Here is a 21992-nt window from a genome sequence, read left to right on the forward strand (position 1 = left end):
GGGGCGGGTGGGTAGTGATTGGGCTAGTTGGTGTGACAGTTGCGTTCTCGATAGGAGGTGATTGCTTCACAAACGACGATCGGAACCGAGACGTAAGCGCCGCAGATCAACAAGGTCAGCAGTTCAGCCACGGTTCTCACCTCGCGCTCGCGGCAGGGTGTCGGGGAACATGTCGTACTCCGATAGCCGGAGGAATGCGCAGCTAGGGCAGACCTCAAGGGGCCGGGTCAACGTCGGAGACATGTTGGACTTCGGGGCGCGGGTCTCAATGAAGAAACCGCACAGGCACTCGATGCCGTCGTCGTAGTAGTCCAACGCGATGTGCTTGAACCGGTGGTTGGCGTCTTCATCTCGACGCCGGGCACTGGTAGTCTCGGTGGTGTTCCTTCGGTTTTCGAGTCCGCTGGGGATGTTGCCCGTGTTCGCAGTTGCCGCTGCTGCACGGGCTTTTTCCGTGTTTGGGGTCATGATTGGTCCTTGTCTCTAGTTGAAGTCGGCCAGGGCCTCGAGCTGACTGGTCTGCTCGTGGTCCCGGCGGAGAGTGCCGGCGACGATGATGTCCCTGGATGCGAACGCCGCGCGGGTGAGCATCAGAACCATCCCGGCAAGCTGCTCGTGAGTGATGCGGGTGTCGTCACCGAGGAGAATCCGGCCGTCGTCGTACAGGCGGAGCGTGCCGATGCCGGGAATCCCGGTGCACTGATAGCTGGGGTGTGTGTCCACGAGGGGACTCCTATCTGCGGTAGATGTCGAAGTTGACGTGCCAGGCGGATGCGGTGGCACCTTCAATGAGCTCGTCGGCGATTCCTCCGATGTCGTAGACCGTGGGGTCGATGATTCGGCTGAGGTCTCGGCACAGGTGTGCGTGGAGTCGCTGCTCGACGGATGTGGTGTAGCCCGGGGTGACGGCGGTGATGTCGAAACCGATAGGGCTGTCCGGGTCGAGAGGGGTACGCGACGTCTGCGTACCCTTCGTCTTCTGATTGGTGTCAGGGGTCCACGCGGAACGTGGATCCTTTTCCTGGTCGGTGGTGTCAGGGGTACGGAATATCTCTGCACCCTTTCCGGCCGGCGTGTCAGGGGTACGGATAGCATCCGCACCCTTTCCCACCCGGGTGTCATCGGAGGCCGTCGCGGCCTGGATCTCCTGCTTGTTCATGCCCCTGGTGTCGACATGAAGCGAAGCGGCGTACTCACGCCACGTAGCGATCGGCGCGGTCTTCTTCGGACGCTGCATCACGCTGCCTCCTTCGGGGCGTCAACTCCGAGGAGCTGGCGGAGTGGGGCGGTGGGGACGACGTAGCGGCCACCGATCTTGATGACCGGCGTCGGGAACTCGTTCCGCTTGATCGCGGCATATGCACTGGACTTGGAGATGCCGAGCACCGCGGCCGCTTCTTCGACCGTGATCGTAGGGCGGGAAACTGGGGACATGAGACTTCCTCTCGTTCAAAAACGCACAGAATCGGACTCCTGTGCTCCAAACGCGAACGTACACGATGCTCGGCTTTGCCGCAACGGATCGTGGTAATGTGCCCGTTATGGAACAGGGCGGAGACGGCAAGACCTCTGGGAAGCAAGCCCGGGACGAGTCGGCTAGGGCGTGGGCGCTGAAGTCCGCCGGCGTCTTCGGGGACGCGGTGAAGAAGCGCCGAGAAGACATACCGCTTACCGCGTCTGAGTTGGCGGACCGAACGCGCGCCCTCGGATATCCAATTACTCGCGCCGCTATCTCCAAGATTGAAAACAATCTTCGTAATGGGAAGCTTGATCTCGCAGAGGTAATTGTCCTATCGGCGGCTTTGGAAGTTCCTCCGGTAGCGATGATTTACACTGGGCTTCCGAATACCCTTCAAGATGTACTTCCTGATAGAGAGGTTCCCGCTTGGGACGCCCTAAGGTGGTTCACCGGTGAGGCTAATGGGCTTCCAGAAGGGTGGGATCCGCTATTTGATTTGGCTACTGGTGATGCGGGCGCCCTGGCCATGAGGTATGAATATAAGGCCCCACCGATCTATCAAAGACCCGAAAATGACGAGTATCGGTTAATCGAGCTCTGTCGGGAGTTTACCCGCGAATTGCATGCCGCCTATAAGAGCACTTCTGCCGCTTCATTTCTCCACAACACGGATCCTGAATGGTTTGAGAGATTTAAAGAAGTCGTTGACGCTGCTGATAAACGGCTTTCGAAAATTACGGATCAGCTCGAATTGCTGGGGGCCAACTTGGAGGAAGAACCGCTCCAGACTTTTGACGAAGATGAAGATGGCGAGGGGTAGGCCTCCTACGCCGCTCGGGTCATACGGCGAGATCAAAACCACCACCCTCGACACCGGCAAGATACAAGCAGACACCCGGCTACGGCTCTACAACGGCACAACAGTCCGTATCCGGGCCCGCGGCAAGTCCAAGACCGCAGCCGTCAACGCCCTCAAGGAAAAGTGCCAGCAGCGCCTGGGGGAGGGCAACACCACCACCATCACCGCCATGAGCACCGTAGAACTCCTATGCCAAAACTGGCTCACGAAAGTAACCGCCTCGGGGAAGATACGGCCGGCAACAATCGACCGATACCGAACCGCAGCCGAGAACCACATCATCCCCGCATTCGGAAACCTCCGACTAAACGAAGTCACCCCGGCGTTTCTCGATCAATGGATCAACGAACTAAGCCCCGGCATTCAAGGAAACGTCCGAACCGTTCTCAAAAAGTCATTCGGCACCGCAGTCATATACGGCGCACTATCGTCCAACCCCATGCAGGCCGTCGAACTCAACTCCCGAAACAAGAAAGAAAACACCGCACTCACACGAGAAGAGATTCCCCTCTTCCGCGCGCAGATAGCCAAGTCCAACAACCCAACACTCATCGACGTCGTAGACCTCTGTTTGTGCACCGGGCTACGCCTCGGAGAAGTCCTGGGGCTCCGCTGGCAAGACGTACACCTCGATGAACCGGCCCCGTGGCTGGAAGTCACCGGGACGATCGCGTACTCCTCCACACACGGGAACGACCGTCAGGCACACGGCAAGACCGCGAAGTCCGAACGGCACATAGAACTAGCGGAGACGGCCGTTGACCTCCTCAAGCGCCGCCGTACACAGCTCGGAGAGCACCTGGAACCCGTCTTCCCCAGCGGTGCGGGCACCTTCATGTGGGAGAACAACTTCAACGCGCTACTCCGGAAGTGGCGTGGCCCCCAGTTCGAGCACATCACCGTCCACAGTCTGCGGAAAACCGTCTCGACGCTCATCGCAGAGGAGCTATCGCCGTTCGCGGCGGCGCAGGTGCTCGGCCACGCTGACAGTCGGCTCACGGAAACCACCTACATCGCCAGTAGGGGAGAGAACGTCCCGGTCGCGGCCGTCATGGATGGTGTCCTAAAAGTGTCCAAATAATAGTGACGATAAGACCGCACTCGTTAGAACCCCGAAACCTCCTCGGAGCCGTGGCCTGCAACAACAGGACACAAACGAACATGTCAGAACCGCTAACCCCCTTACGTCACTCCCGCGCAGTGTGGGTTCGAGTCCCACTGGGGGCACCATGAGCAGGTGCAAAACTTGAGACGGAGGGCCACTCACGGCCGTGGTATCCAGAAGGTGTCCAGATGACAGGAATTTCAGGCTGTGTTGTCCGGACACCTTGTGTGTCTCCCCAGTCTGCCGGGACACGTCCCGGCAGACTGGGGAGATGCCCGGTTCCGCTGAACCATTCACCGATGGTCTTCGCAGTGGCCGCTTTGATGCGACCCTGCCCATCGACCGTGAGGCCCGTGATCTGCTGCGGGGAGTGTTCGGCGAATTCTCCGCTTCCCGCCCCTCCCTGGTCGTCAGGGGAACCACTCACGTCAGTCGGTACGGAAATACTCCGACTGGATCGAGGAAAGTTCTTGCGACGTGATGGTCCTCGGAACTGGACGCGATCTGTCTTTCGGTGGGAGACGGCGCTGGTTTTCATGGCCGACGACGGACTTGGAAGTGCGCCCTAGATAGACGGGATGACGTCAGGCCGTCGTGGTCAGCATGGACGGCATCTCAGTTGCATTGGACGAAGTGTCGATACCGCATCGTCGCTACACAGCCAGGCTGTGATTTTTCACACGACACCCCGAAATGGGGGTGGGTGAACAATTGGGGGTAGTCGAAAGAAGGACGTCTTGACCTCACCGAATGGTTGCGCTAGTCCCATTTGGCAAAGATTTTCGTTCGAGTCGGTGGTGTCTTGGCGTTGCCTTGCCGTTACTATCGTTTAGGTTAGCGTCGCCTAAAGATGATTGAGGTACGACATGGTTGTCTCATACCCCCACCCGGCCCTCCTGTGGTGCCACTCGGGTTCCGCGACGATCAGGGTCGGCACCTGGAAGTGCGAACTCCCCGCCGGCGAACTCTGCTTCGCCGCCGGCCCGTCCACGGTGTCCGGCGATGGCCTGGTCATCCCGATCGTCTTCCCGAACCTGGGTATTTCCGGTCCGTCCCGCCGCGTCCATCTCGGCGTGGAATGGGGCGATTTCATGGTCTACGAGTTCTCCCGCTCATTGGGCTACCTGCGCGGTGCGCGGACGCTCTCGCCGGAGATAGCGAGACTCTTCGATGATCCCGCGGCTCCGCCACCGGCCCCCGAGGCCGACGAGGCGAACGCCGTGGCACAGCGGCTCCGCGTCAACCCCGGCGACCAGACCTCGCTCGAGGAGTTCGCCGAACAGCACAGGGTATCTGCCCGGACGCTGCAGCGGCAGTTCCTCGCCTCCACCGGGCTCACGTTCTCCGAGTGGCGCACTGCCTACCGGGTCTCCTCCGCGGCTGAACTCCTCGCCCGTGACTTCTCCGTCGCGGTGGTGGCGAATCTCGTCGGTTTCGCCGCCACCTCATCGCTCACCCGCGCCTTCCGTCGGCACACCGGCTGTACGCCGTCTGCCTACACGCCTGGTTCCGTCGGGATGGCTCCGGCGGGAACTCCCCCCGAGATCCCCTCATCGAGCACCTGGCACCGGTCCACCGGCTCAGATGTCGTCCTGTGGGTCTACCGCGGGACCGCGACGTTGACCACTCCCGGTTACTGCCGTTTCCTCGGAAACGGGGACAGTGCGACGATTCCCGCGGGTACCAACACTCGCCTCGACATCGCCGCCGGGTCGATCGCGCTACCGATGAGCGCGGACATGGACTTGGACGTGACCCCTGAGCTCGCAGACGTCGTGGCCTGTTATCGGAGCGCCCTCGGAGTGGTCACCCGCGCGGACACAGCCTCGGCACCATCGGTCTTCACGTTCACCCAGAAGATGGACGAGGCGCGGAAACTCCTGCGCGCGGGCCTGCGTCCCAAGGATGTCTCCCGGACGGTCGGTTACCGGTCGACAGCTGCATTCTCCCGGGCGTTCAAGGGGATGCATGGTATCTCCCCGCGGGATTTCCAGAATGAACAGTTTGCTGAAATCGCGGCCCGATCAGCCGCCGAATAAAACAACTGGGCGGCGGTAGTCCCAGAGCCAGGGAACCGGCAGGTGTACCCGGTTCTCCGGCTTTACCTGTTCGTTGTACGCATCCGGGAACTTTACTGTCGGAGGAAGCGTTATACGGGATGTAAACCTCTTCACGACACATCGAGCACCCAAGAAAGGACCAGGGACGACGTGCGTAGTAGTAACCCTGTTCTCAGTTCACTGACGGGCAGTCGGAACCAGCCCCAGCAGAACCCCTACCAGACGGGCTACCCGCAGGCCGGCTACCAGGACCCGTATCTCGCCCAGCAGGGTGGTGCAGCCAGTGCGCAGCGCCCAATCACCGTGGATGACATCGTCACCAAGACGGGAATCATGCTGGGGATCATCGTCGCACTCGCGGTGGTCAACTTCTTCATCGGAACGATGGTCAATCCAGGCCTTGCTATTCTGCTCACCATCATCGGTGCGATCGGCGGGCTCATCACGGTTCTGATCTTCACGTTCGGCAAAAAGTACGGCTCTGCACCCCTCGCCCTCACCTACGCCGCCTTCGAGGGCCTGTTTGTCGGCGGAATCTCACTGATGTTCTCTGGTGTCCTCGTGGGTGGGGCCAACGCTGGAGCCCTCATCGGCCAGGCCGTGCTCGGCACAGTCGGTGTGTTCCTCGGCATGCTGTACGTCTACAAGTCCGGCGCCGTGAAGGTCACCCCGAAGTTCACCCGCATCCTCGTCGGCTGCATGGTCGGTGTCCTCATCCTCGCTCTGGGCAATCTGATGATGTCGATGTTCACCTCCTTCAACGTTCTCCGTGACGGCGGTCCGATCGCGATCATCTTCTCGCTGGTCTGCATCGTTCTCGCTGCGATGAGCTTCCTCGTCGACTTCGACTCCGCGGACAAGCTCGTTCGTGCGGGCGCCCCCGCGAACATGGCTTGGGGTGTCGCCCTCGGCCTCGCGGTCACCCTGGTCTGGCTCTACACCGAGATCCTGCGTCTGCTGAGCTACTTCAACAACCGCTGACCGGGTATCGCCCGGACCGGCCGGCAGACTGAGAACCCCGGTAGCTCTCGCAATTCCAGCGGGCGGCTACCGGGGCTCTTTCGTCTACGAGGGAGCGCATGCACGGACACGGAGCCTCGTGCATCTCGCTCCCTGGGAGATCCTCCGGCGAACGGAAAGAAACCCGGCGACCGGGTGAAAACTGGAACCGGTCGCCGGGTTGAGTCGGGGGAGAGGGGATGCGCCCTTACAGGGCGATGGTCTCCCCGTCGACGGTGATCTGGGTGAACGCCGGGCCCTGCGGAGTGTTGCGGGGCAGGCTCAGAACGACGTCCACGTCTAGGGTCGTCTCTTCCTTGCCGTCGACGCAAGTCGGCTCACACGTGTTTGTGATCCGAGTCGCGGTGCCGGTGGCCTGTTCCTCGTCCCACGTCAGCCAGACGATATCGGCGAGTCGGTCCTCGTTGCCGGAGCACGCGAGGTTCAGGACGCTCGGACGCTGGGTTGGGGAGCCGACACAGTTGATGACGCCGGGAAGAGCCTCGGGATCCGTGGCACTGCTCGTCGTGGTGGCCGTGGTCGACCCGGTCGACATCGACGCGGACGTGGATTCGTCATGCCGTGAACTGGTGGGCATGGCCGAGGACTCATCCATCTCGATGCTGGCCGGTGTGGACAGTTCCGAGGCAGTGACGACGCGTTCCTCGGTGGGAACCTCGTTGGGCGGCGAACACGCTGCGAGAGCCAGAGTAGCTGCGGCGACGGCCGCCAGGGTGCGAGTACGGGTGGTCATGATCGTTTCCGGGCCTTTCTTGTGGGGGCTGGTCTACTGGCTCTGGGAGCGCAGGGTCGCGTACTTCTCGGAGTTGTACGGCTCAGCGGAGACGACGGTGACGCTGATGACGCGACCGTTCGGGGCCGTGTACTCGCGGGTCTCGCCCTCACGGGCACCCAGGACGGCCTTGCCCAGTGGAGCCTGCTCCGAGTAGGTCTCCAGGTCCTTGTTGTCGCTCGCGGCCGCACGCGTACCGATCAGGAAGGTCTCCTTCTGGGACTCGTCGCCGTCGTAGTAGACGTGTACGACGGAACCGACGTGCGCGACGCCTTCCTCGACGGCTGCGCGCTCGGTGGTGGAGTTGGCCAGGATCTGGGAGATCTGCTGGATGCGGGCCTCTTCCTCGACCTGCATCTCGCGGGCAGCGTCGTAGCCGGCGTTCTCCTTGAGGTCACCCTCCTCGCGGCGCTCGTTGATCTCCGCAGCGACCACCGGCCGGTGGGCGATGAGCTCGTTGAGCTCAGCCTCAAGCTTCTTCTTGGTTTCCGGGGTGATGTACTGCTTCTGAATGTCAGCCATGGTGTCGGTGCCTTCCCAGTCTTCGTCGTCGTGATCGGATGATGGCGGGTGCGCACCAACCGACCGTCCCCGCGCCGATGGAATCATCGGTGCATGTGTCGTCGGCACGAGATGTTCCCGGACAGCTGACAGTGCCCCGGGTGCCCGCACAACGAAGACGCGGAAGCGTCCGGTGCGGCCCACGGGGCGTGACTGTGGTGCCTAACGCAAACACCCGGCGAACGGGATTCACGATTCTGGGAACAACGCCGGACACACGCGTGTCGTCAGGGCTGTTTCGCGATGGATTCTAACACACGAGCTGCCCCCGGGAGCCGGGTTTAGCGGGGTTCGGCCTCGGTGAGATACGCGGGCACCTTCTCGTGACAGCCGTACACCTTCCCGGCGACGGGGAGACCGCGGGTCGGAATCTCTACGGTGTAGCGTTCCGTGGAGTTCCCTCCTGGGGGGATGAGGAACTCCCGGCGTCCGACCTCGATCTTGTCGTAGTCCAGGGCCTGGACGATGCAGTAACTGTCGGTGTCGGTGTTTTTTCGCGTGACGTCGACGAACATCCGCAGTGTCGAGTCGTCCTCCGCCCGCTCGAAACCGGATGTGGTCGCGTTGACCGTCGCGGCCGCGGTCTTCTGGAAGTACTGGACGGTGACCACCACGGCGGCGATGAGGAAGAGGACGGATCCGATCGCGATGAGACGGCCCGAGAGATTGCCCCGGCTGCCGTCAGCGGTGACCGCGTAGCGGTCAGCTGGGAGGTGTTGGCGGGGGGACGGCTTCTCCACGGTGGCGGCTTCCTGTCTGTCTGTTCGTCCGATGCCGGTGGTGGCCGGGACCGATGCAGCCCATTCGGGTGCATGGAACCCATGATAGACGTGCCTCGGGTCGACGGTGCGGAGCGGTCAGGGGTTGTCTAGGATGGTCCCGGGACAACGTCGGTGTCGGGCGGGAACCTACCCGACGCACCGTAACCAGCCGCGAAAGAAGGACAACGACACTGTGAGTCAGCACCGCCTCCTGGCCATCCATGCGCACCCGGATGACGAAGCTAGTAAGGGGGCGGCCACGGTCGCCCGCTACTCCGCAGAGGGCGTCGAAACCATGGTCGTCACCTGTACCGGCGGTGAACGGGGCTCGATCCTCAACCCGGCCATGAACCGCCCAGGAGTCCTGGAGAACATGGACCAGATTCGCAGGGATGAGATGGCCGCCGCTGCCGAGGCACTCGGGTGCAGGCACACCTGGCTTGGGTACGTCGATTCCGGCCTGCCCGAGGGCGATCCCCTGCCGCCCCTTCCCGAGGGATGCTTCGCGCTCGCGGACAACGACCACGTGGTGCAGGATCTCGTCCGGGTGATCCGAGACTTCCGTCCGCAGGTCATCGTCACCTACGACGAGAACGGTGGCTACCCGCACCCCGATCACCTGAAGGTCCACGAGGTGTCGATGATCGCCTGGGACGCCGCGGGGGACAGGGACTACCACCCGGAGCTAGGGGAGCCGTACACCCCCCTGAAGCTGTACTACACGCACGGCTTCATCCGGCAGCGGATGAAGCTGTTCCACGACGAGCTCGTCGCCGCGGGTCGGCCGAGCCCGTTCGGCCCGATGCTCGAACGCTGGAACAAGGACCGGGCGGACATCATGGCGCGGGTGACCACCCAGGTCCCGTGCGCGGACTACTTCGACCGTCGGGACGATGCCCTCCGGGCGCATGCGACGCAAATCGACCCGGCGGGTATATTCTTCGCCACCCCGGTCGAGGTGCAGCGTAAGCTGTGGCCGACGGAAGAATTTGAACTCGCGCGAACCAGGGTGCGCGCCACCCTGCCGGAGACGGATCTGTTCGCGGGTATCGGGACAGAGGAGAACTAGATGGATATCCAGGGTGTCGCCGGTGTCATTCTCGCGCAGGCCGAGCGGTCGGGTCCGCTCGGCCCGGAGTTCGGCAAGGCCTCCCCGGTGGGGTTATTCGTCCTCGTCCTCCTCGGTGCGATCGTCCTCTATATCGGGTGGGCGCTGAGCCGCCGGGTCCGCAGCATGGCTCGACGACGGGAGTTCGCCGAGGCCCACGGAATTGACCCCTTCGATCAGGAGGCGATCGACAGGGCGATGGTCGAGGAGGGATTGAAGACCCCCAAGCGCCTCTGGTTCTGATGATTCATCCGGGAGTTGTTGAGGTGGCCGTGGGCTCCTCCCTACACTCCACCCCGTGACCCTCCTGAGGCCCACTCGCGACTAGAATCGACCCTGTGAAGCTCCTACCGCAACTGCTCTACCCGGTCTACGAGAACCGGCTGCGCCGCGAGATCCGCGGACGTCGGCGACCGAAGCATGTTGCGGTGATGTGCGACGGGAACCGGAGATGGGCCAGGGAAGCGGGATTCGCCGATGTCAGCCACGGTCACCGCGTCGGGGCGAAGAAGATCGGTGAGATGGTCCGCTGGTGTGATGAGACCGGCGTCGAACTCGTCACCGTCTATCTGCTATCTACGGAGAACCTCGGGCGGGCGGAGAACGAGCTGCAGCTACTGTTCGACATCATCGGCGACGTCGTCGATGAGCTGTCCGACCCGGAGACTAACTGCCGTATCCGGCTCGTTGGGCACCTCGACCTGCTCCCGGACGAGTTCGCCGAACGGCTGCGTGCGGCGGCACGGAAAACCGGGGACCACACTGGGGTAACCGTCAACGTCGCGGTCGGTTACGGCGGGCGCCAGGAGATCGTCGACGCCGTCCGGGATCTCGTCGCCGAGAAGGCTGAAGACGGTCTTTCCCCGGAACAGATTGTTCGCGAAATCGGGGTTGATTCAATCTCCCGTCACCTCTACACCTCCGGTCAGCCGGACCCCGATCTGGTCATTCGCACATCGGGGGAGCAGCGGCTCTCCGGATTCCTGCTGTGGCAGGCCGCCTACTCAGAGATCTGGTTCACCGACACCTACTGGCCGGCGTTCCGCAGGATCGACTTCCTGCGGGCGCTCCGCTCCTACGCCTTCCGGAGCCGACGCTTCGGAAAATAACCCGTTTCCTGGGAGGACCCACTGATGAGTACACCCGAGCTGACTGTGATCTTCGATTCCGTCTACGGTTCCACCGAGCACTACGCTCGGAGTTTCGCCGGGCGTTTCGGGGCAACCCCGGTCGCACTCGGGGATGCTCCTTCGTCCGTCGGGCAGCTCCCGGGGTTAGGTCCGGTCGTGGTGTTCTCCCCGAACTACGCGGGACAGATCAGCGGAGCGAAGTGGCTCCGGGACAATGCCCTCGGCGGACACCCGACCGCGCTGGTGGTCGTCGGGATGAGCGTGAGTTCCTGGGTCCGCGAGCGTGACGGTGCTGCCAAGGCACTCGGGGACAACGCCGACCGCATCACACGCTTCTATCTGCCGGGCAGGCTTATACATTCGAAGCTCAGCAGGATTCACAGGGGCACACTGTGGTCGCTCAACCAGATGCTGCGTCGCAAGTCCAACCGCACTGTGAACGAGGAGGAGATCGTCCGCCAGTACGGGCGCGACATCGACCGTGTCGATGACACCGAGCTCGACCCCGTAGAGCAGTGGGCCCGGGGGCACCTCGCCTGAACCGAGCGGCCGGTGTCTGCAGGTGAGCTAGATCTTCCGCATCCTGACCCGCTGCACAAGATGGTCTCGGCCCTTCACCAGCACCAGCGATGCCCGAACGCGGGTGGGCAGGATATTCTCCACCAGGTTCGGCAGGTTCACCGACTGCCAGATCTCCCGTGCAACCTGGCGGGACTCCTCGTCGTCGAGCTCGGCGAAGTGCGCAAAATGGGAACCCGGTTTACTGAACGACGTGGCACGCAGCGCCATGAACCGGTGGATGAACCACTCCTCAATGTCGTCGCTGTGCGCGTCGACGTAGACGGAGAAATCGAACAGATCGCTGACCATCAGGGTCGGGCCTGTCTGCAGGACGTTCAGTCCCTCCAGAATGAGGATGTCCGGCTGCCGGACCTCGATGGTCTCGCCCGGAACCCGGTCATAGAGTTCATGGGAATACACCGGCGCCTGACAGTCCGGGCTCCCCGCCTTCACGTCGGTGACGAAGCGCATCAGTGCCCGCTGGTCGTAGCTCTCCGGGAAGCCCTTCCTTGAGGACAGACCACGGCGTTTCAGTTCGGCGGTGGGGTAGAGGAAACCATCCGTGGTCACCAGATCCACGCGCGGATGGGATTCCCACCGCTGCAGCAGTACCTGCAGCAGGCGTGCGGTTGTGGACTTACCGACCGCGACGGAGCCCGCGACCCCGATGATGAACGGCACGTGCTCTGCCGGCTTGTCGACGAAGGTTGAGGTGGTGCTGATCAGCTTCTTCCGCGCCTTCACCCGGAGATGGATGAGGCGGGATAACGGCAGGTAGACGTCGGCGACCTCGTCGAGGTCGATGTTCTCACCGATGCCGCGTAGCTGGACGACCTCGTCGGCGGTCAGGACCTGCGGCATTGACTTGCGCAGATGCCGCCATTCGGTCCGGTCGAAGTCCAGGTACGGGCTGATCTCCCGTGGGCGTGCCATGGGTCCATTGTGCACATCCCGGGACCGTACCCCGACACGGGGGCCGGGATGTACCCGGGAACAGACCTCTCGGTCCACAATCCGGGCCGCGGGGGATAGACTGGCGTGGCATTTGAATATCCCGGGGCGTGGTCTTGTCCCGGGAGGTGCTGACACGAAGGGAAACCGGGCACACATGACCGAATCCAGCTCCACCCCGAACGCCGACTCACGATGGCTGCCGCTGGCTGAACTCGACCCCGCCGTCGACCAGGTTCTCCGCGATGAGCTCGCACGTCAGCGGGACACCCTCGAGATGATCGCGTCCGAGAACTTCGTCCCGCGCGGAGTCCTGCAGGCGCAGGGCTCCGTCCTGACGAACAAGTACGCGGAAGGCTACCCCGGACGCCGGTACTACGGCGGCTGCGAGCACGTCGACGTCGTCGAGGATCTCGCCCGTGACCGGGCCAAAGAGGTCTTCGGTGCCGAGTTCGCTAACGTCCAGCCGCACTCCGGCGCGCAGGCCAACGCCGCGGTCCTCATGGCCCTGGCCAACCCCGGCGACAAGATCATGGGTCTCTCACTGGCCCACGGTGGTCACCTCACCCACGGCATGAAGCTCAACTTCTCCGGCAAGCTCTACGAGGTCGCCGCCTACGGCGTCGAGGAGGACACGTTCCGCATCGACATGGACCGCGTCCGCGAGCAGGCCATCAAGGAGAAGCCGCAGGTCCTCATCGCCGGCTGGTCCGCCTACCCGCGGCACCAGGACTTCGCCGCGTTCCGGTCCATCGCCGATGAGGTCGGTGCGAAGCTCTGGGTCGACATGGCCCACTTCGCCGGTCTCGTCGCCGGTGGCGTGCACCCCTCACCGGTCCCGCACGCCGACGTCGTCTCCACCACCGTCCACAAGACCCTGGGCGGACCCCGTTCCGGCATGATCCTGGCGAAGCAGGAGTGGGCCAAGAAGCTCAACTCCTCCGTGTTCCCCGGACAGCAGGGCGGCCCGCTCATGCACGTCGTCGCCGCGAAGGCCGTCGCCATGAAGATCGCCGGCTCCGAGGAGTTCGCCGCCCGCCAGCAGCGCACCCTCGACGGCGCCCGCATCCTCGCTGAGCGCCTCACCGGCTCCGACTGCACCGCGGCCGGCGTCGACGTCCTCACCGGTGGAACCGACGTCCACCTCGTGCTCGCGGACCTCCGCAACAGTGAGCTCAACGGCCAGGAGGCCGAGGACTTGCTGCACCAGGTCGGCATCACCGTCAACCGCAACGCCGTGCCCTTCGACCCGCGCCCGCCGATGGTCACCTCCGGCCTGCGCATCGGCACCCCGGCGCTGGCCACCCGTGGCTTCGACGACGCCGCGTTCACCGAGGTCGCCGACATCATCGGCACCGCCCTGGCGAACGGAAAGAACGCCGACGTCGACGCGCTGCGTGCCCGCACCGCGAAGCTCGCCGAGTCCTACCCGCTGTACGAGGGCCTCGAAGAGTGGAAGATGCTCTGATCGCTCCCGTACCAGGGCCGGTCGAGCGCTGACCTCTTTCATCGGGTGCACCCCCGATGCCTCGGACGATGCTCCTCATCTGCTTCGATTAGATAGGTAGGGGGCCGAGCGTACCTTTAGATCAAGGTCGGATTGAGGTTCACCGACATAGCTGTAGGGCCCGAGTTACTGCTCGGGCCCTACAGCTATTACGCCGAAGTACTTAGCTCGGCTTGTTTTCTCGCACACCACGTCACTTGGAATCGGCGACATCGATCCGGGTCTGGTGTGTGATCGATAATCCAGAGTGCTTGCCGACAACTGCAAGAGAAAAAATACCACTGACTGCGTGCGGGGAGAGCTAGTCCGAAGCGATCGCGCCATCAATCTTCGTCGCCCGCGATGGAGATTTCATCGGAGCGAATCCGACCTGCGTAGTGCCAGGAGCATCGCTAGCATTCTCGATAACCGCACAAAATTTCGAGTTGACCACGACTTTGTCCGGGCATGCGGAAAAATAATCCAAGTAACTATTTCCGTCAGGCTAAAAGAACAGGAAGCAGGATCATCATGGCTTCATCCACCTCGCTCTATCAGGCTGTCTGGCAGACAGCAGACACCTACCTTCGCGGTGTCGTGCCCCGCCAGAACTACGGTGATTACATTCTCCCCTTCACCGTACTGCGCCGGATCGAGTGCCTGCTGGAACCAACCAAAGCGGATGTACTCCAAACGATCAAACACACCACGTTCCCGGAAAACATGTGGTCGGCTCTGATCCGCTCCGACCATGGCCTGTCCTTCTATAACACCTCGGAGCTGTCACTGGCTGTCATCGGCGGTAGTGATGATCATGTCAAGCAAGGCATGCTCACCTACCTCGATTCCTTCTCAGACAATGTCCGCAGTGTCTGGACCGCCTTCAAGTTCCCCGAGCTGCTTACCAAGCTCGAGGAGAACAACGTTCTGTGGGGTGTGGTCAAACACTTTGCTGGGATCGACCTCTCCGATGAGGCCCTCGGTGAGAATGCCATGGGCAACCTCTTCGAGAACCTCATGTACCGCTCCTTCAGTGAGAACGGGCAGGTCGCCGGCGAATTCTATACCCCACGTGATGCCATCCGCATGATGGTCGATGTCCTTCTGGCGAGCGATGATGATGGCCTCTACGGTCAGGCACCCGCGCGCACGGTCTACGATCCGGCAGCCGGCACCGGTGGCATGCTGCTGGTGGCGAAGCGGGCCATGGAGGAACTCAACCCGAACATCGAGGTGTCCGTCTATGGCCAGGAGATGATGGCAGAATCCCTGGCGCTGGGTAAATCCGATCTCATTGTCTCGGGTATATCTCCCGACGCCATCCGTGACGGTGACACCCTGGCCAACGATCGCTACGAGGGGGAACTCTACGACTACGTGCTCTCCAATCCGCCCTACGGCACCGACTGGAAACGCTCCAAGGACGCCGTCGAACGCGAAGCCAAGATCGATGGTTCTCGTTTCAGTCACGGCCTCCCCCCGAAGTCTGATGGGCAGATGCTCTTCCTGAGTCATGTTGTACACAAGCTCAAAGAAAAAGAACACGGCACCACAAAAGGTGGCCGAGCCGGTGTGGTCACCAACGGCTCACCGCTATTTACCGGCGGCCCACAATCCGGGCCCGATCAGATCCGCAACTGGCTGATCAACGGAAACCTCATCGACGCGATCATCGCACTACCCACGGACATGTTCTACAACACCGGCATCGCCACCTACGTGTGGATTCTGGACAAGAACAAAGAACCCAAGCGCAACGGCAAGATCCAGTTGATCGACGCCACCAGCGTGTGGTCGCCCATGCGCAAGGGCATGGGCAACAAACGCCGTGAATTCTCTGACCAGGATCGCGAGTTCATCCTCGGCCTCTACAGCGCCTTCGAGGAGGCTGATCCGGAGTATTCCAAGGTGGTAACGCCTGATGACCTTGGTTTTGTCGATGTGCCCATGTACCGAATCATGCACTATTCAGTGTCCGTCACCGATGACACTGTCGCTGCCGCCATGGATCACAAGCAGGCACTCACCGGACATGAAGCTGTGATTCGGACCTGCGCTGGTCTTGCGTGGAACGACCTCCCGACCCACCTGCGGAAGGAAGCCAAGGCAGCCGGATTGAAGATGGGTGTCGGTCTGATCGACCACATCATGACTGCACTCGCCATTGAAGACGAGCACGCCCCAGAGGCAATCGACCGCAAAGGCAACAAGGTCATCGATCCGGCCTCCAAGATCACCGAGCGTATCCCGCTGGTCGAGGATGTGGATGAGCACATGGTGCGGGAGGTGCTTCCCTTCGCACCTGACCTGGTCTGGGACATGTCTGAGTCCAAGGTGGGCTATGAGATCCCCATGACCAGGCTATTCTACAAACCGGAAGAGATTCCTTCGTTGGAGGAAATCGACGCGGAAATCGAGACCGTGCTTGAATCTATCCGTGCTCGCTTTCAGGAGGTAAAGGAGTGAGCGAGGCTGTAGGCAGAGTCGGTCTTGTGTCTGACCTTCTTCGAAGGGGAATTTCTCCTGAATATTCGGATGTCGGAATTCCAGTGGTCAACCAGAAATGTATTCGCTCGCAAGGAGTGCTGGATCTTGAATACGTGCGGATGCACGATGAATATAATCGAGAGTTGCCTGAGGAACTATTGATTCAACCTGGGGATATTTTAATTAATTCCACAGGAACTGGAACTTTGGGCCGTTCTTGCGTAGTTGAGGGGTTGGAGACAAGAATAACATGGGATAGTCATGTGACTCTTGTCAGGCCGGACAGAGAATATGTATGCTCTTCTTACTTGGCTTGGGTGATTTTCTCGGAAGAACAGAGATTTGTCGAATTGAGTGTGGGAAGTACAAATCAGGTCGAACTTTCCAGGCGTACGATTTTCAATATCCCATTTAAGATCCCAGCCTTGGAAACTCAACAGCGCATCGCTGACTACCTGGATCGGGAGACAGTCGAGATCGATGCTGCGGTTGCTGATCTGGATAGGTATGTGGGGCTGCTAGAGAAGCGGCGACACTGCATTGTTGAATCTTTACTGAGTGAGGCGCGGTCCCAGATGTGTCCGGTGGGATTGATTGCAAGCGTAACTCTCGGAAAGATGGTGTCTAATAGGAGAGTGCAAACTGACGATGTGGTACAAAACTATCTTCGCGCAGCCCATGTGCAGCCCGGGGGTCGACTGGATTTTTCTGTACCTCAAAAGAAGATGCCCTTCGCGGAACATGAATCACGCCGGTTAAATCTAGTCGCGGGTGATATTGTTGTTGTTGAAGGCGGGGCCGGGTTTGGCAGGAGTGCTTATCTCGACTCGGATTTGCCCAATTGGGGATTTCAGAACTCTATAAATAGAGTCCGGGTACTAGTTGATAAAGCGGACCCTAGATTTGTGAACTTTATGTTAATGAGGGCTCTTTTGGATGGATCTATCGGAATTGAAACCGACACCGCGACGATTCCTCATTTCACCGCCGAAAAGCTATCTCGTTTCCGTATTCCCTTCCCATCCCTGGAAACCCAGAAACGCATCGCTGACCACCTGGATCGGGAGACCGCCGAGATTGACTCCCTCATCGCCGAGTCCAGGAAACTCCGTGATCTTCTGCTCAAGCGTCGTTCCGTTCTTATTACTGAGGTCGTTACCGGCCGGAAGCAGGTGTAGTCATGGGTATCCAGTCCACAATGGAGCAGGCATTCGAGGAAGCCATTGTCAGCCACCTTGCCGCCCACGGGTGGCTCCACGACGTCGGTAGCAGCGCCGGGTGGGATAAGGCCCGTGCACTGTACGTCCCAGACGTGCTGTACTGGATTGAAACCCAGTACCCCGAGGAGTTCGCCAAAGCGGTACCTGGATCGTTGACGGGTGTACAGCGTGACGTCTATGTCGCAAAGCTCCTTGACCGATTGACGCAAGTGTTGGACAAGGCACCCATCCTCAACGCTCGGACGAAGAAAGTCCAGCAGGGTCTCCTCGGTACTCTGAGAAATGGTTTTTCTCACGCCCAGCGTGGCCAGATGAAGGCCACCTTTGGACCGATGGTGGCCTTTCCGCCCGAGAATCCGCTCTACACCGGTGCCATCGAGCAGGCGATGCACAACCGGCTGCGCGTACTGCGTCAGGTCCCTTTCGACGTAGCTGGTACCGACACTCTTGATCTGGTCTTGACCGTCAATGGTATTCCCGTGGCTACTTTGGAGTTGAAGACTGACAACACCCAGGCAGTGCGCGATGCCGTCAAGCAGTACAAGGTTGATCGGAAGCCGACGAAGAACCGCCCTCTGCTCAAGCCGGGCCGCGCGCTGGTGCATTTCGCGGTGTCCAACCAGGAGGTCTACATGACTACGGTGCTGGCTGGTCTGGATACCTTCTTCCTGCCCTTCAATCAGGGCAACGACGGTCATGCGGGCAATCCTGCGAACCCCATGGGCTCAGACACCGCGTATCTGTGGGAGGAGGTCTTCGAACCTGAGCTGTTCCTGCGTATTCTGCGTGACTACGCGCTATGGGAGCCGTCCTCCAAAGGCAACAAGGGACGGCTGGTGTTCCCTCGCTACCACCAGTTGCGGGCCACCGAGAAAGTCATTGGTGACATCGCCGAGCGCGGTGCTGGCGGTCGCTACCTGATCCAGCACTCCGCTGGCTCCGGTAAGACCAAGACCATCGCTTGGCTTGCGCACCGGGCCGGGCGCTTCATTGATTCCTCAGGTAAACCGGTGTTCGATTCAGTCATCGTCGTCACGGACCGCACCGTGCTCGACGACAACATCAAGGAAGGCCTGGACCTGCTGCGGGCCTCCGAGGGGCTGGTCGTCAACGTCGACAACAAACTCGGATCCAAGTCAAAGACACTCGAGGCGGCCCTGACCCAGGGTGGGCACATCATTTCCTGCACCATCCAGACTTTCCCTGCTCTGGCGAAAATGATGGAAAAATCACCTGCCCTGGCCGGGCGCAACTATTGCATCATCATGGACGAGGCGCACTCCTCCCAGCACGGTGAAGCGGCGACCCGGTTGCGTGAGATTCTCGTTGATGCGGAGATTCCTGACGGCGAGGACATCTCTGCCGATGATGTCCTGCTGGCCATGGATAAGGCGGTGGCCAACTCGCCGAACCTGAGCTTCATCGCACTCACGGCCACCCCGAAGCCGAAGACGTTGGCGGCGTACGGAGCTGAGGACCCGAACAACCCTGACCGCCGAGTAGCGTTCGATACGTACCAGATGAGTCAGGCCATCGAAGAGGGATTCATCCTCGACGTTTTGGCCAACTACTCCACCTATGCCATGTTTGCCCGTATCCGCGACGAACTCGGCCGTGAGGACACCGTCAATTTTGGTGAAGCGGTATCTGACATGGTGCGCTTTGTGCGCATGCACCCGACCTCGATTGCCCAGAAGGTCGAGGTGACTGTCGAGCACTTCCGTCGCAATGTCATGCATCACCTCAACGGGACCGCCAAGGCAATGGTGGTGGCGGCGGACCGGATGTCGGCTGCCACGTGGTCGCACAAGATGAACGAGTACATCGCCAAGCGGGGATACAAGGATATGACCACCCTGGTGGCGTTCTCCGGGTCACTGACCTACGGGGAAGGCGACGACGCCATGGAGATCACCGAAGCCTCGATGAATGGTGTGCGCGACACTGCTCTGCACTTCCGGGAGCACGACGAAGCCAAGGTGCTCATCGTCGCGAACAAGTTCCAGACTGGGTTCGATGAGCCGCGTCTCTGTGCCATGTATGTTGACCGCAAGCTTTCAGGTGTCCAGGCCGTGCAGACCCTGTCACGGTTGAATCGGGTGTTTCCGGACAAGCCGAAGCCGATGGTCGTCGACTTCATCAATGAGCCTTCGTCCATCCTCGAGGCCTTCACGCCCTACTACCGAGATGCCCACATTGAGGATGAGATCCCGGCGAATGCTCTGGCTGATCTGGGTGACATTCTCGATGCAGCCGCGTTCTACACCCCGGAGGAACTTGATACGCTCGCTGACGCCTACATTGCGCGCAAGGATGCCGAGACCCTGCAAGGGCTCGTGTCACCCATCCGGGACCGGTGGAACAAACACATGCGCGATGCCCGTATGAAGCACGACAAGGAAGCGTACGAGACCGGCAAGTCCTTTAGGGCTAACCTCATCAAGTACGCCCATGCGTGGGAGTTCCTCAGCCAGATCGTCGACTTCCAGGACGCCCTGCTGCACAAGAGAGCCATTGTGGCGGGCCTGCTGTCGAAGAACCTCAATCTCGAGCGCCAGGATGACGATGATGACTACACCGTCGGTATCGAGCTGGTCGGTGTGGCGGTGGAACCGGTTTCTGACGCCTCTGATCTTGGTCTGGCTAGTGAAGATACCGACGGTAAGCTCGAGCTACCGGGTTTTGATGGCCGCCCGGTGGGTGAGAACTCACCGGTTCAGGCTGCTTTTGACGAGGCGGTGGATCAGGTCAATCAGCTCATGGCGGCTCTAGGTCTCGAAGGCTCGTCAGAAGCGGCAGGATCGGCGATTCGTGCGAGCTACGGCATCCTTGTGGAGGACAAGACCGTGCAGGCACTTGCCAGGGAGAACGACCCTTCCCAGATTGCCGGTACAGACGCCTTCAAAAACAAGGGCTTCGGTGCCATCGTCCAGGCAGCCCGGGAGTCTCAGGAGGTCTTCGAGGCCATCACGGCTGACCCGGACAACCTCGACAAGTTCCTCGAGGTGCTGGCGCACATGATCGTGGCAGCCAAGGATGAGCAGGAATCTCAGTAGTCATCACGACGGGCGTCCCGTGCCAGACCACTGGCATGGGACGCCCTTGTGCTGCTAGTGGCAACGGTCACGATGTGATGGGAATGCAGTAGTCGGACTATTTCCAAGATGATGGCGAAATGACGCACTGATACCTACATAGACTGGATCGCATTCGATCGCTCAGGGGGAGGGGACGGCCGGAGAACCGGGCCGCTACGAATGGAGGCAAAGCAGTCTGCAAGGGTATGAACAAACGTCATCCCGTGTTCCGGAAAAGCTAGAGCATGGTAATTCCGGCTGGTTTTAAGCTTCGTCGGTCGGCTATCGAGTGCCGCCGGACCACACTTCCTCGTCACCACGAGGTGCCACCGCCGATTGGCTCTGGCGAACTCACCGGATTGGACAGTCGATCGTTCAGCAACACAGTCACTTCATCGGCCGGATGGCCGATCCGCCCGTGAGCGACGTGGAAAACCGCCCGCCCCACCGGGTGCAAACGGTGGGGCGGGCGGTTTCTTGTCCGGTTGTTGTCCGGGCGGGATCAGACCGCCGCGGTGAAGTGATTCGCCAGCAGTTGATTCACCACGGCCGCCTGCTCCACGTTGACGAGGTGGGCGGCCGGGCTCACGGACTCGAGACGGGCACCGGGGATCCCGTCGGCGAGGACCCGTACCACGTCCGGCGGGGTGGAGGGGTCGTCGGTGGCGGAGATGACCAGCGTCGGGGCGCTGATCTCACCCAGCCGGGGGCGGGAGTCGAACTCGGCGAGTGCCTCGCAGCACGCCGCGTAGCCCTCGTCCGGGCAGGCGGACACCATCGCCTCATAGTCAGCGAAGGCTCCGGCCTCACCGAACGTCGGTGTGAACCAGTTGTGTGCGACGGTGTCCGCCAGGGCCTTCGTCCCCTCCGCACGCACGGTGGCGGCCTTGTCCCGCCACGTCCGTTCTTCACCGAACTTCGCCGCGGTGGACACCAGCGTCAGGCTGGTTACCCGTTCCGGGGCGTCGAGGGCGATCTGCTGGGCGATTGCACCGCCGAGGGAGAGGCCGACGAAGTGGGCACGCCGGACCCGCAGATCGTCGAGGGTCGCCAGCACGTCCGCCGCGAGATCCGGCATCGAGTAGGGTCCGTCCGGCACCGGGGAGGCGCCGTGACCACGAAGATCCACGGCCACCAGCGGCCACTTCTCCGACAGCGGGCCGATCTGCTCGTCCCACATCGAACGGTCGGAACCGAGAGATCCGATGAGGACCACGGGGATGGCGTCCGCTGTTTCCCCGGTGAGTTTCACGTCGAGACGGATGGTGGATCGTCGGGTTGTATCGGTTTTCTCGGACATGGCTCGGTTCATCCTTCCCTTCACCCCGGCAGCTGCCGGGTAGTGTGGTTTCGTCATACTCGGAATACCGCCGAG

The 21992-nt window shown here is 61.3% G+C and carries 22 protein-coding genes; 13 read left to right on the plus strand and 9 right to left on the minus strand.

Annotated elements, in window-relative coordinates; genetic code table 11:
• Positions 1-123: 123 nt before the first annotated feature.
• From JDV76_RS03550 to JDV76_RS03565, 4 genes are read right to left on the minus strand one after another with little or no spacing between them, the layout of a single operon-like run.
• Positions 124-468: a hypothetical protein gene (locus tag JDV76_RS03550; RefSeq protein ID WP_198735509.1), complete on the minus strand. Its 345-nt coding sequence runs from the start codon at positions 466-468 to the stop codon at positions 124-126.
• A 15-nt stretch (positions 469-483) separates the two neighbouring features.
• A complete protein-coding gene (locus tag JDV76_RS03555; protein ID WP_198735510.1) occupies positions 484-723 on the minus strand; it encodes a hypothetical protein in 240 nt (79 codons plus the stop codon).
• Positions 724-733: 10 nt separating this feature from the next.
• Positions 734-1240 (minus strand): hypothetical protein, encoded by a 507-nt coding sequence (locus tag JDV76_RS03560; protein ID WP_198735511.1) that lies wholly within the window; start codon positions 1238-1240, stop codon positions 734-736.
• On the minus strand, positions 1237-1434 hold the full coding sequence (locus JDV76_RS03565) for a helix-turn-helix transcriptional regulator (RefSeq protein ID WP_198735512.1): 198 nt from the start codon (positions 1432-1434) through the stop codon (positions 1237-1239). Before JDV76_RS03565 ends, JDV76_RS03560 begins: the two co-directional genes overlap by 4 nt.
• Before the next feature lie 107 nt (positions 1435-1541).
• On the opposite strand from JDV76_RS03565, the gene JDV76_RS03570 reads away from it, so the two are divergent.
• From JDV76_RS03570 to JDV76_RS03590, 5 genes are all read left to right on the plus strand, one after another.
• Positions 1542-2279: a helix-turn-helix domain-containing protein gene (locus JDV76_RS03570; RefSeq protein ID WP_198735513.1), complete on the plus strand. Its 738-nt coding sequence runs from the start codon at positions 1542-1544 to the stop codon at positions 2277-2279.
• A complete protein-coding gene (locus JDV76_RS03575) occupies positions 2260-3399 on the plus strand; it encodes a tyrosine-type recombinase/integrase (RefSeq protein WP_198735514.1) in 1140 nt (379 codons plus the stop codon). The genes JDV76_RS03570 and JDV76_RS03575 overlap by 20 nt, the downstream gene beginning before the upstream one ends.
• A gap of 295 nt (positions 3400-3694) precedes the next feature.
• Positions 3695-3904, plus strand: coding sequence for a hypothetical protein (locus JDV76_RS03580; protein ID WP_198735515.1), 210 nt, complete (start codon positions 3695-3697; stop codon positions 3902-3904).
• A gap of 385 nt (positions 3905-4289) precedes the next feature.
• Positions 4290-5462: a helix-turn-helix domain-containing protein gene (locus tag JDV76_RS03585; protein WP_198735516.1), complete on the plus strand. Its 1173-nt coding sequence runs from the start codon at positions 4290-4292 to the stop codon at positions 5460-5462.
• A gap of 171 nt (positions 5463-5633) precedes the next feature.
• A complete protein-coding gene (locus JDV76_RS03590; protein ID WP_198735517.1) occupies positions 5634-6464 on the plus strand; it encodes a Bax inhibitor-1/YccA family protein in 831 nt (276 codons plus the stop codon).
• Between the two features lie 226 nt (positions 6465-6690).
• On the opposite strand, the gene JDV76_RS03595 is transcribed toward JDV76_RS03590, so the two are convergent.
• From JDV76_RS03595 to JDV76_RS03605, 3 genes are all read right to left on the minus strand, one after another.
• The gene (locus tag JDV76_RS03595; protein ID WP_198735518.1) at positions 6691-7236 is read right to left on the minus strand and encodes a hypothetical protein; all 546 of its coding nucleotides are present in this window, start codon (positions 7234-7236) and stop codon (positions 6691-6693) included.
• Positions 7237-7269: 33 nt separating this feature from the next.
• A complete protein-coding gene (gene greA, locus JDV76_RS03600; RefSeq protein ID WP_198735519.1) occupies positions 7270-7797 on the minus strand; it encodes a transcription elongation factor GreA in 528 nt (175 codons plus the stop codon).
• A 320-nt stretch (positions 7798-8117) separates the two neighbouring features.
• Complete coding sequence (locus JDV76_RS03605) at positions 8118-8576, minus strand: DUF4307 domain-containing protein (protein ID WP_198735520.1); 459 nt, start codon at positions 8574-8576, stop codon at positions 8118-8120.
• 214 nt (positions 8577-8790) lie between these two features.
• On the opposite strand from JDV76_RS03605, the gene mca reads away from it, so the two are divergent.
• The 4 genes from mca (at position 8791) to JDV76_RS03625 (ending at position 11375) form a co-directional block, all read left to right on the plus strand.
• The gene (gene mca, locus JDV76_RS03610) at positions 8791-9666 is read left to right on the plus strand and encodes a mycothiol conjugate amidase Mca (protein WP_198735521.1); all 876 of its coding nucleotides are present in this window, start codon (positions 8791-8793) and stop codon (positions 9664-9666) included.
• A complete protein-coding gene (locus tag JDV76_RS03615) occupies positions 9667-9948 on the plus strand; it encodes a hypothetical protein (protein WP_198735522.1) in 282 nt (93 codons plus the stop codon).
• Between the two features lie 95 nt (positions 9949-10043).
• Positions 10044-10814, plus strand: a complete 771-nt coding sequence (locus JDV76_RS03620; RefSeq protein ID WP_198735523.1) for an isoprenyl transferase — start codon at positions 10044-10046, stop codon at positions 10812-10814.
• A gap of 24 nt (positions 10815-10838) precedes the next feature.
• A complete protein-coding gene (locus JDV76_RS03625; protein WP_198735524.1) occupies positions 10839-11375 on the plus strand; it encodes a flavodoxin domain-containing protein in 537 nt (178 codons plus the stop codon).
• A gap of 27 nt (positions 11376-11402) precedes the next feature.
• On the opposite strand, the gene coaA is transcribed toward JDV76_RS03625, so the two are convergent.
• Entirely contained in the window at positions 11403-12329 is a 927-nt protein-coding gene (gene coaA / locus JDV76_RS03630; RefSeq protein WP_198735525.1) for a type I pantothenate kinase, read from the minus strand.
• Positions 12330-12504: 175 nt separating this feature from the next.
• Here coaA and glyA point away from each other — a divergent pair, with 175 nt between their 5' ends.
• From glyA to JDV76_RS03650, 4 genes are all read left to right on the plus strand, one after another.
• Positions 12505-13815 (plus strand): serine hydroxymethyltransferase, encoded by a 1311-nt coding sequence (glyA, locus tag JDV76_RS03635; RefSeq protein ID WP_198735526.1) that lies wholly within the window; start codon positions 12505-12507, stop codon positions 13813-13815.
• Between the two features lie 549 nt (positions 13816-14364).
• A complete protein-coding gene (locus tag JDV76_RS03640) occupies positions 14365-16299 on the plus strand; it encodes a type I restriction-modification system subunit M (protein WP_198735527.1) in 1935 nt (644 codons plus the stop codon).
• A complete protein-coding gene (locus tag JDV76_RS03645; protein WP_198735528.1) occupies positions 16296-17498 on the plus strand; it encodes a restriction endonuclease subunit S in 1203 nt (400 codons plus the stop codon). The genes JDV76_RS03640 and JDV76_RS03645 overlap by 4 nt, the downstream gene beginning before the upstream one ends.
• Positions 17499-17518: 20 nt before the next feature.
• Entirely contained in the window at positions 17519-20596 is a 3078-nt protein-coding gene (locus JDV76_RS03650) for a type I restriction endonuclease subunit R (RefSeq protein WP_198735797.1), read from the plus strand.
• Between the two features lie 523 nt (positions 20597-21119).
• Here the strand turns inward: JDV76_RS03650 and pcaD are convergent.
• A complete protein-coding gene (pcaD, locus tag JDV76_RS03655; RefSeq protein ID WP_198735529.1) occupies positions 21120-21917 on the minus strand; it encodes a 3-oxoadipate enol-lactonase in 798 nt (265 codons plus the stop codon).
• Between the last annotated feature and the right edge of the window lie 75 nt (positions 21918-21992).

This window comes from Corynebacterium marambiense, from assembly GCF_016342275.1.
GTDB classification, from domain to species: Bacteria; Actinomycetota; Actinomycetes; order Mycobacteriales; family Mycobacteriaceae; genus Corynebacterium; species Corynebacterium marambiense.

What these genes read in the sequence shown, in the direction of transcription:
- JDV76_RS03640 (WP_198735527.1), top strand. Translation starts at nt 14,365, where the DNA reads ATGGCTTCATCCACCTCGCTCTATCAGGCTGTCTGGCAGACAGCAGAC.
- greA (WP_198735519.1), bottom strand. Translation starts at nt 7,797, where the DNA reads ATGGCTGACATTCAGAAGCAGTACATCACCCCGGAAACCAAGAAGAAG.
- JDV76_RS03625 (WP_198735524.1), top strand. Translation starts at nt 10,839, where the DNA reads ATGAGTACACCCGAGCTGACTGTGATCTTCGATTCCGTCTACGGTTCC.
- pcaD (WP_198735529.1), bottom strand. Translation starts at nt 21,917, where the DNA reads ATGTCCGAGAAAACCGATACAACCCGACGATCCACCATCCGTCTCGAC.
- coaA (WP_198735525.1), bottom strand. Translation starts at nt 12,329, where the DNA reads ATGGCACGCCCACGGGAGATCAGCCCGTACCTGGACTTCGACCGGACC.
- glyA (WP_198735526.1), top strand. Translation starts at nt 12,505, where the DNA reads ATGACCGAATCCAGCTCCACCCCGAACGCCGACTCACGATGGCTGCCG.
- JDV76_RS03595 (WP_198735518.1), bottom strand. Translation starts at nt 7,236, where the DNA reads ATGACCACCCGTACTCGCACCCTGGCGGCCGTCGCCGCAGCTACTCTG.
- JDV76_RS03650 (WP_198735797.1), top strand. Translation starts at nt 17,519, where the DNA reads ATGGAGCAGGCATTCGAGGAAGCCATTGTCAGCCACCTTGCCGCCCAC.
- JDV76_RS03550 (WP_198735509.1), bottom strand. Translation starts at nt 468, where the DNA reads ATGACCCCAAACACGGAAAAAGCCCGTGCAGCAGCGGCAACTGCGAAC.
- JDV76_RS03615 (WP_198735522.1), top strand. Translation starts at nt 9,667, where the DNA reads ATGGATATCCAGGGTGTCGCCGGTGTCATTCTCGCGCAGGCCGAGCGG.
- JDV76_RS03585 (WP_198735516.1), top strand. Translation starts at nt 4,290, where the DNA reads ATGGTTGTCTCATACCCCCACCCGGCCCTCCTGTGGTGCCACTCGGGT.
- JDV76_RS03575 (WP_198735514.1), top strand. Translation starts at nt 2,260, where the DNA reads ATGAAGATGGCGAGGGGTAGGCCTCCTACGCCGCTCGGGTCATACGGC.
- JDV76_RS03565 (WP_198735512.1), bottom strand. Translation starts at nt 1,434, where the DNA reads ATGTCCCCAGTTTCCCGCCCTACGATCACGGTCGAAGAAGCGGCCGCG.
- JDV76_RS03580 (WP_198735515.1), top strand. Translation starts at nt 3,695, where the DNA reads ATGCCCGGTTCCGCTGAACCATTCACCGATGGTCTTCGCAGTGGCCGC.
- JDV76_RS03570 (WP_198735513.1), top strand. Translation starts at nt 1,542, where the DNA reads ATGGAACAGGGCGGAGACGGCAAGACCTCTGGGAAGCAAGCCCGGGAC.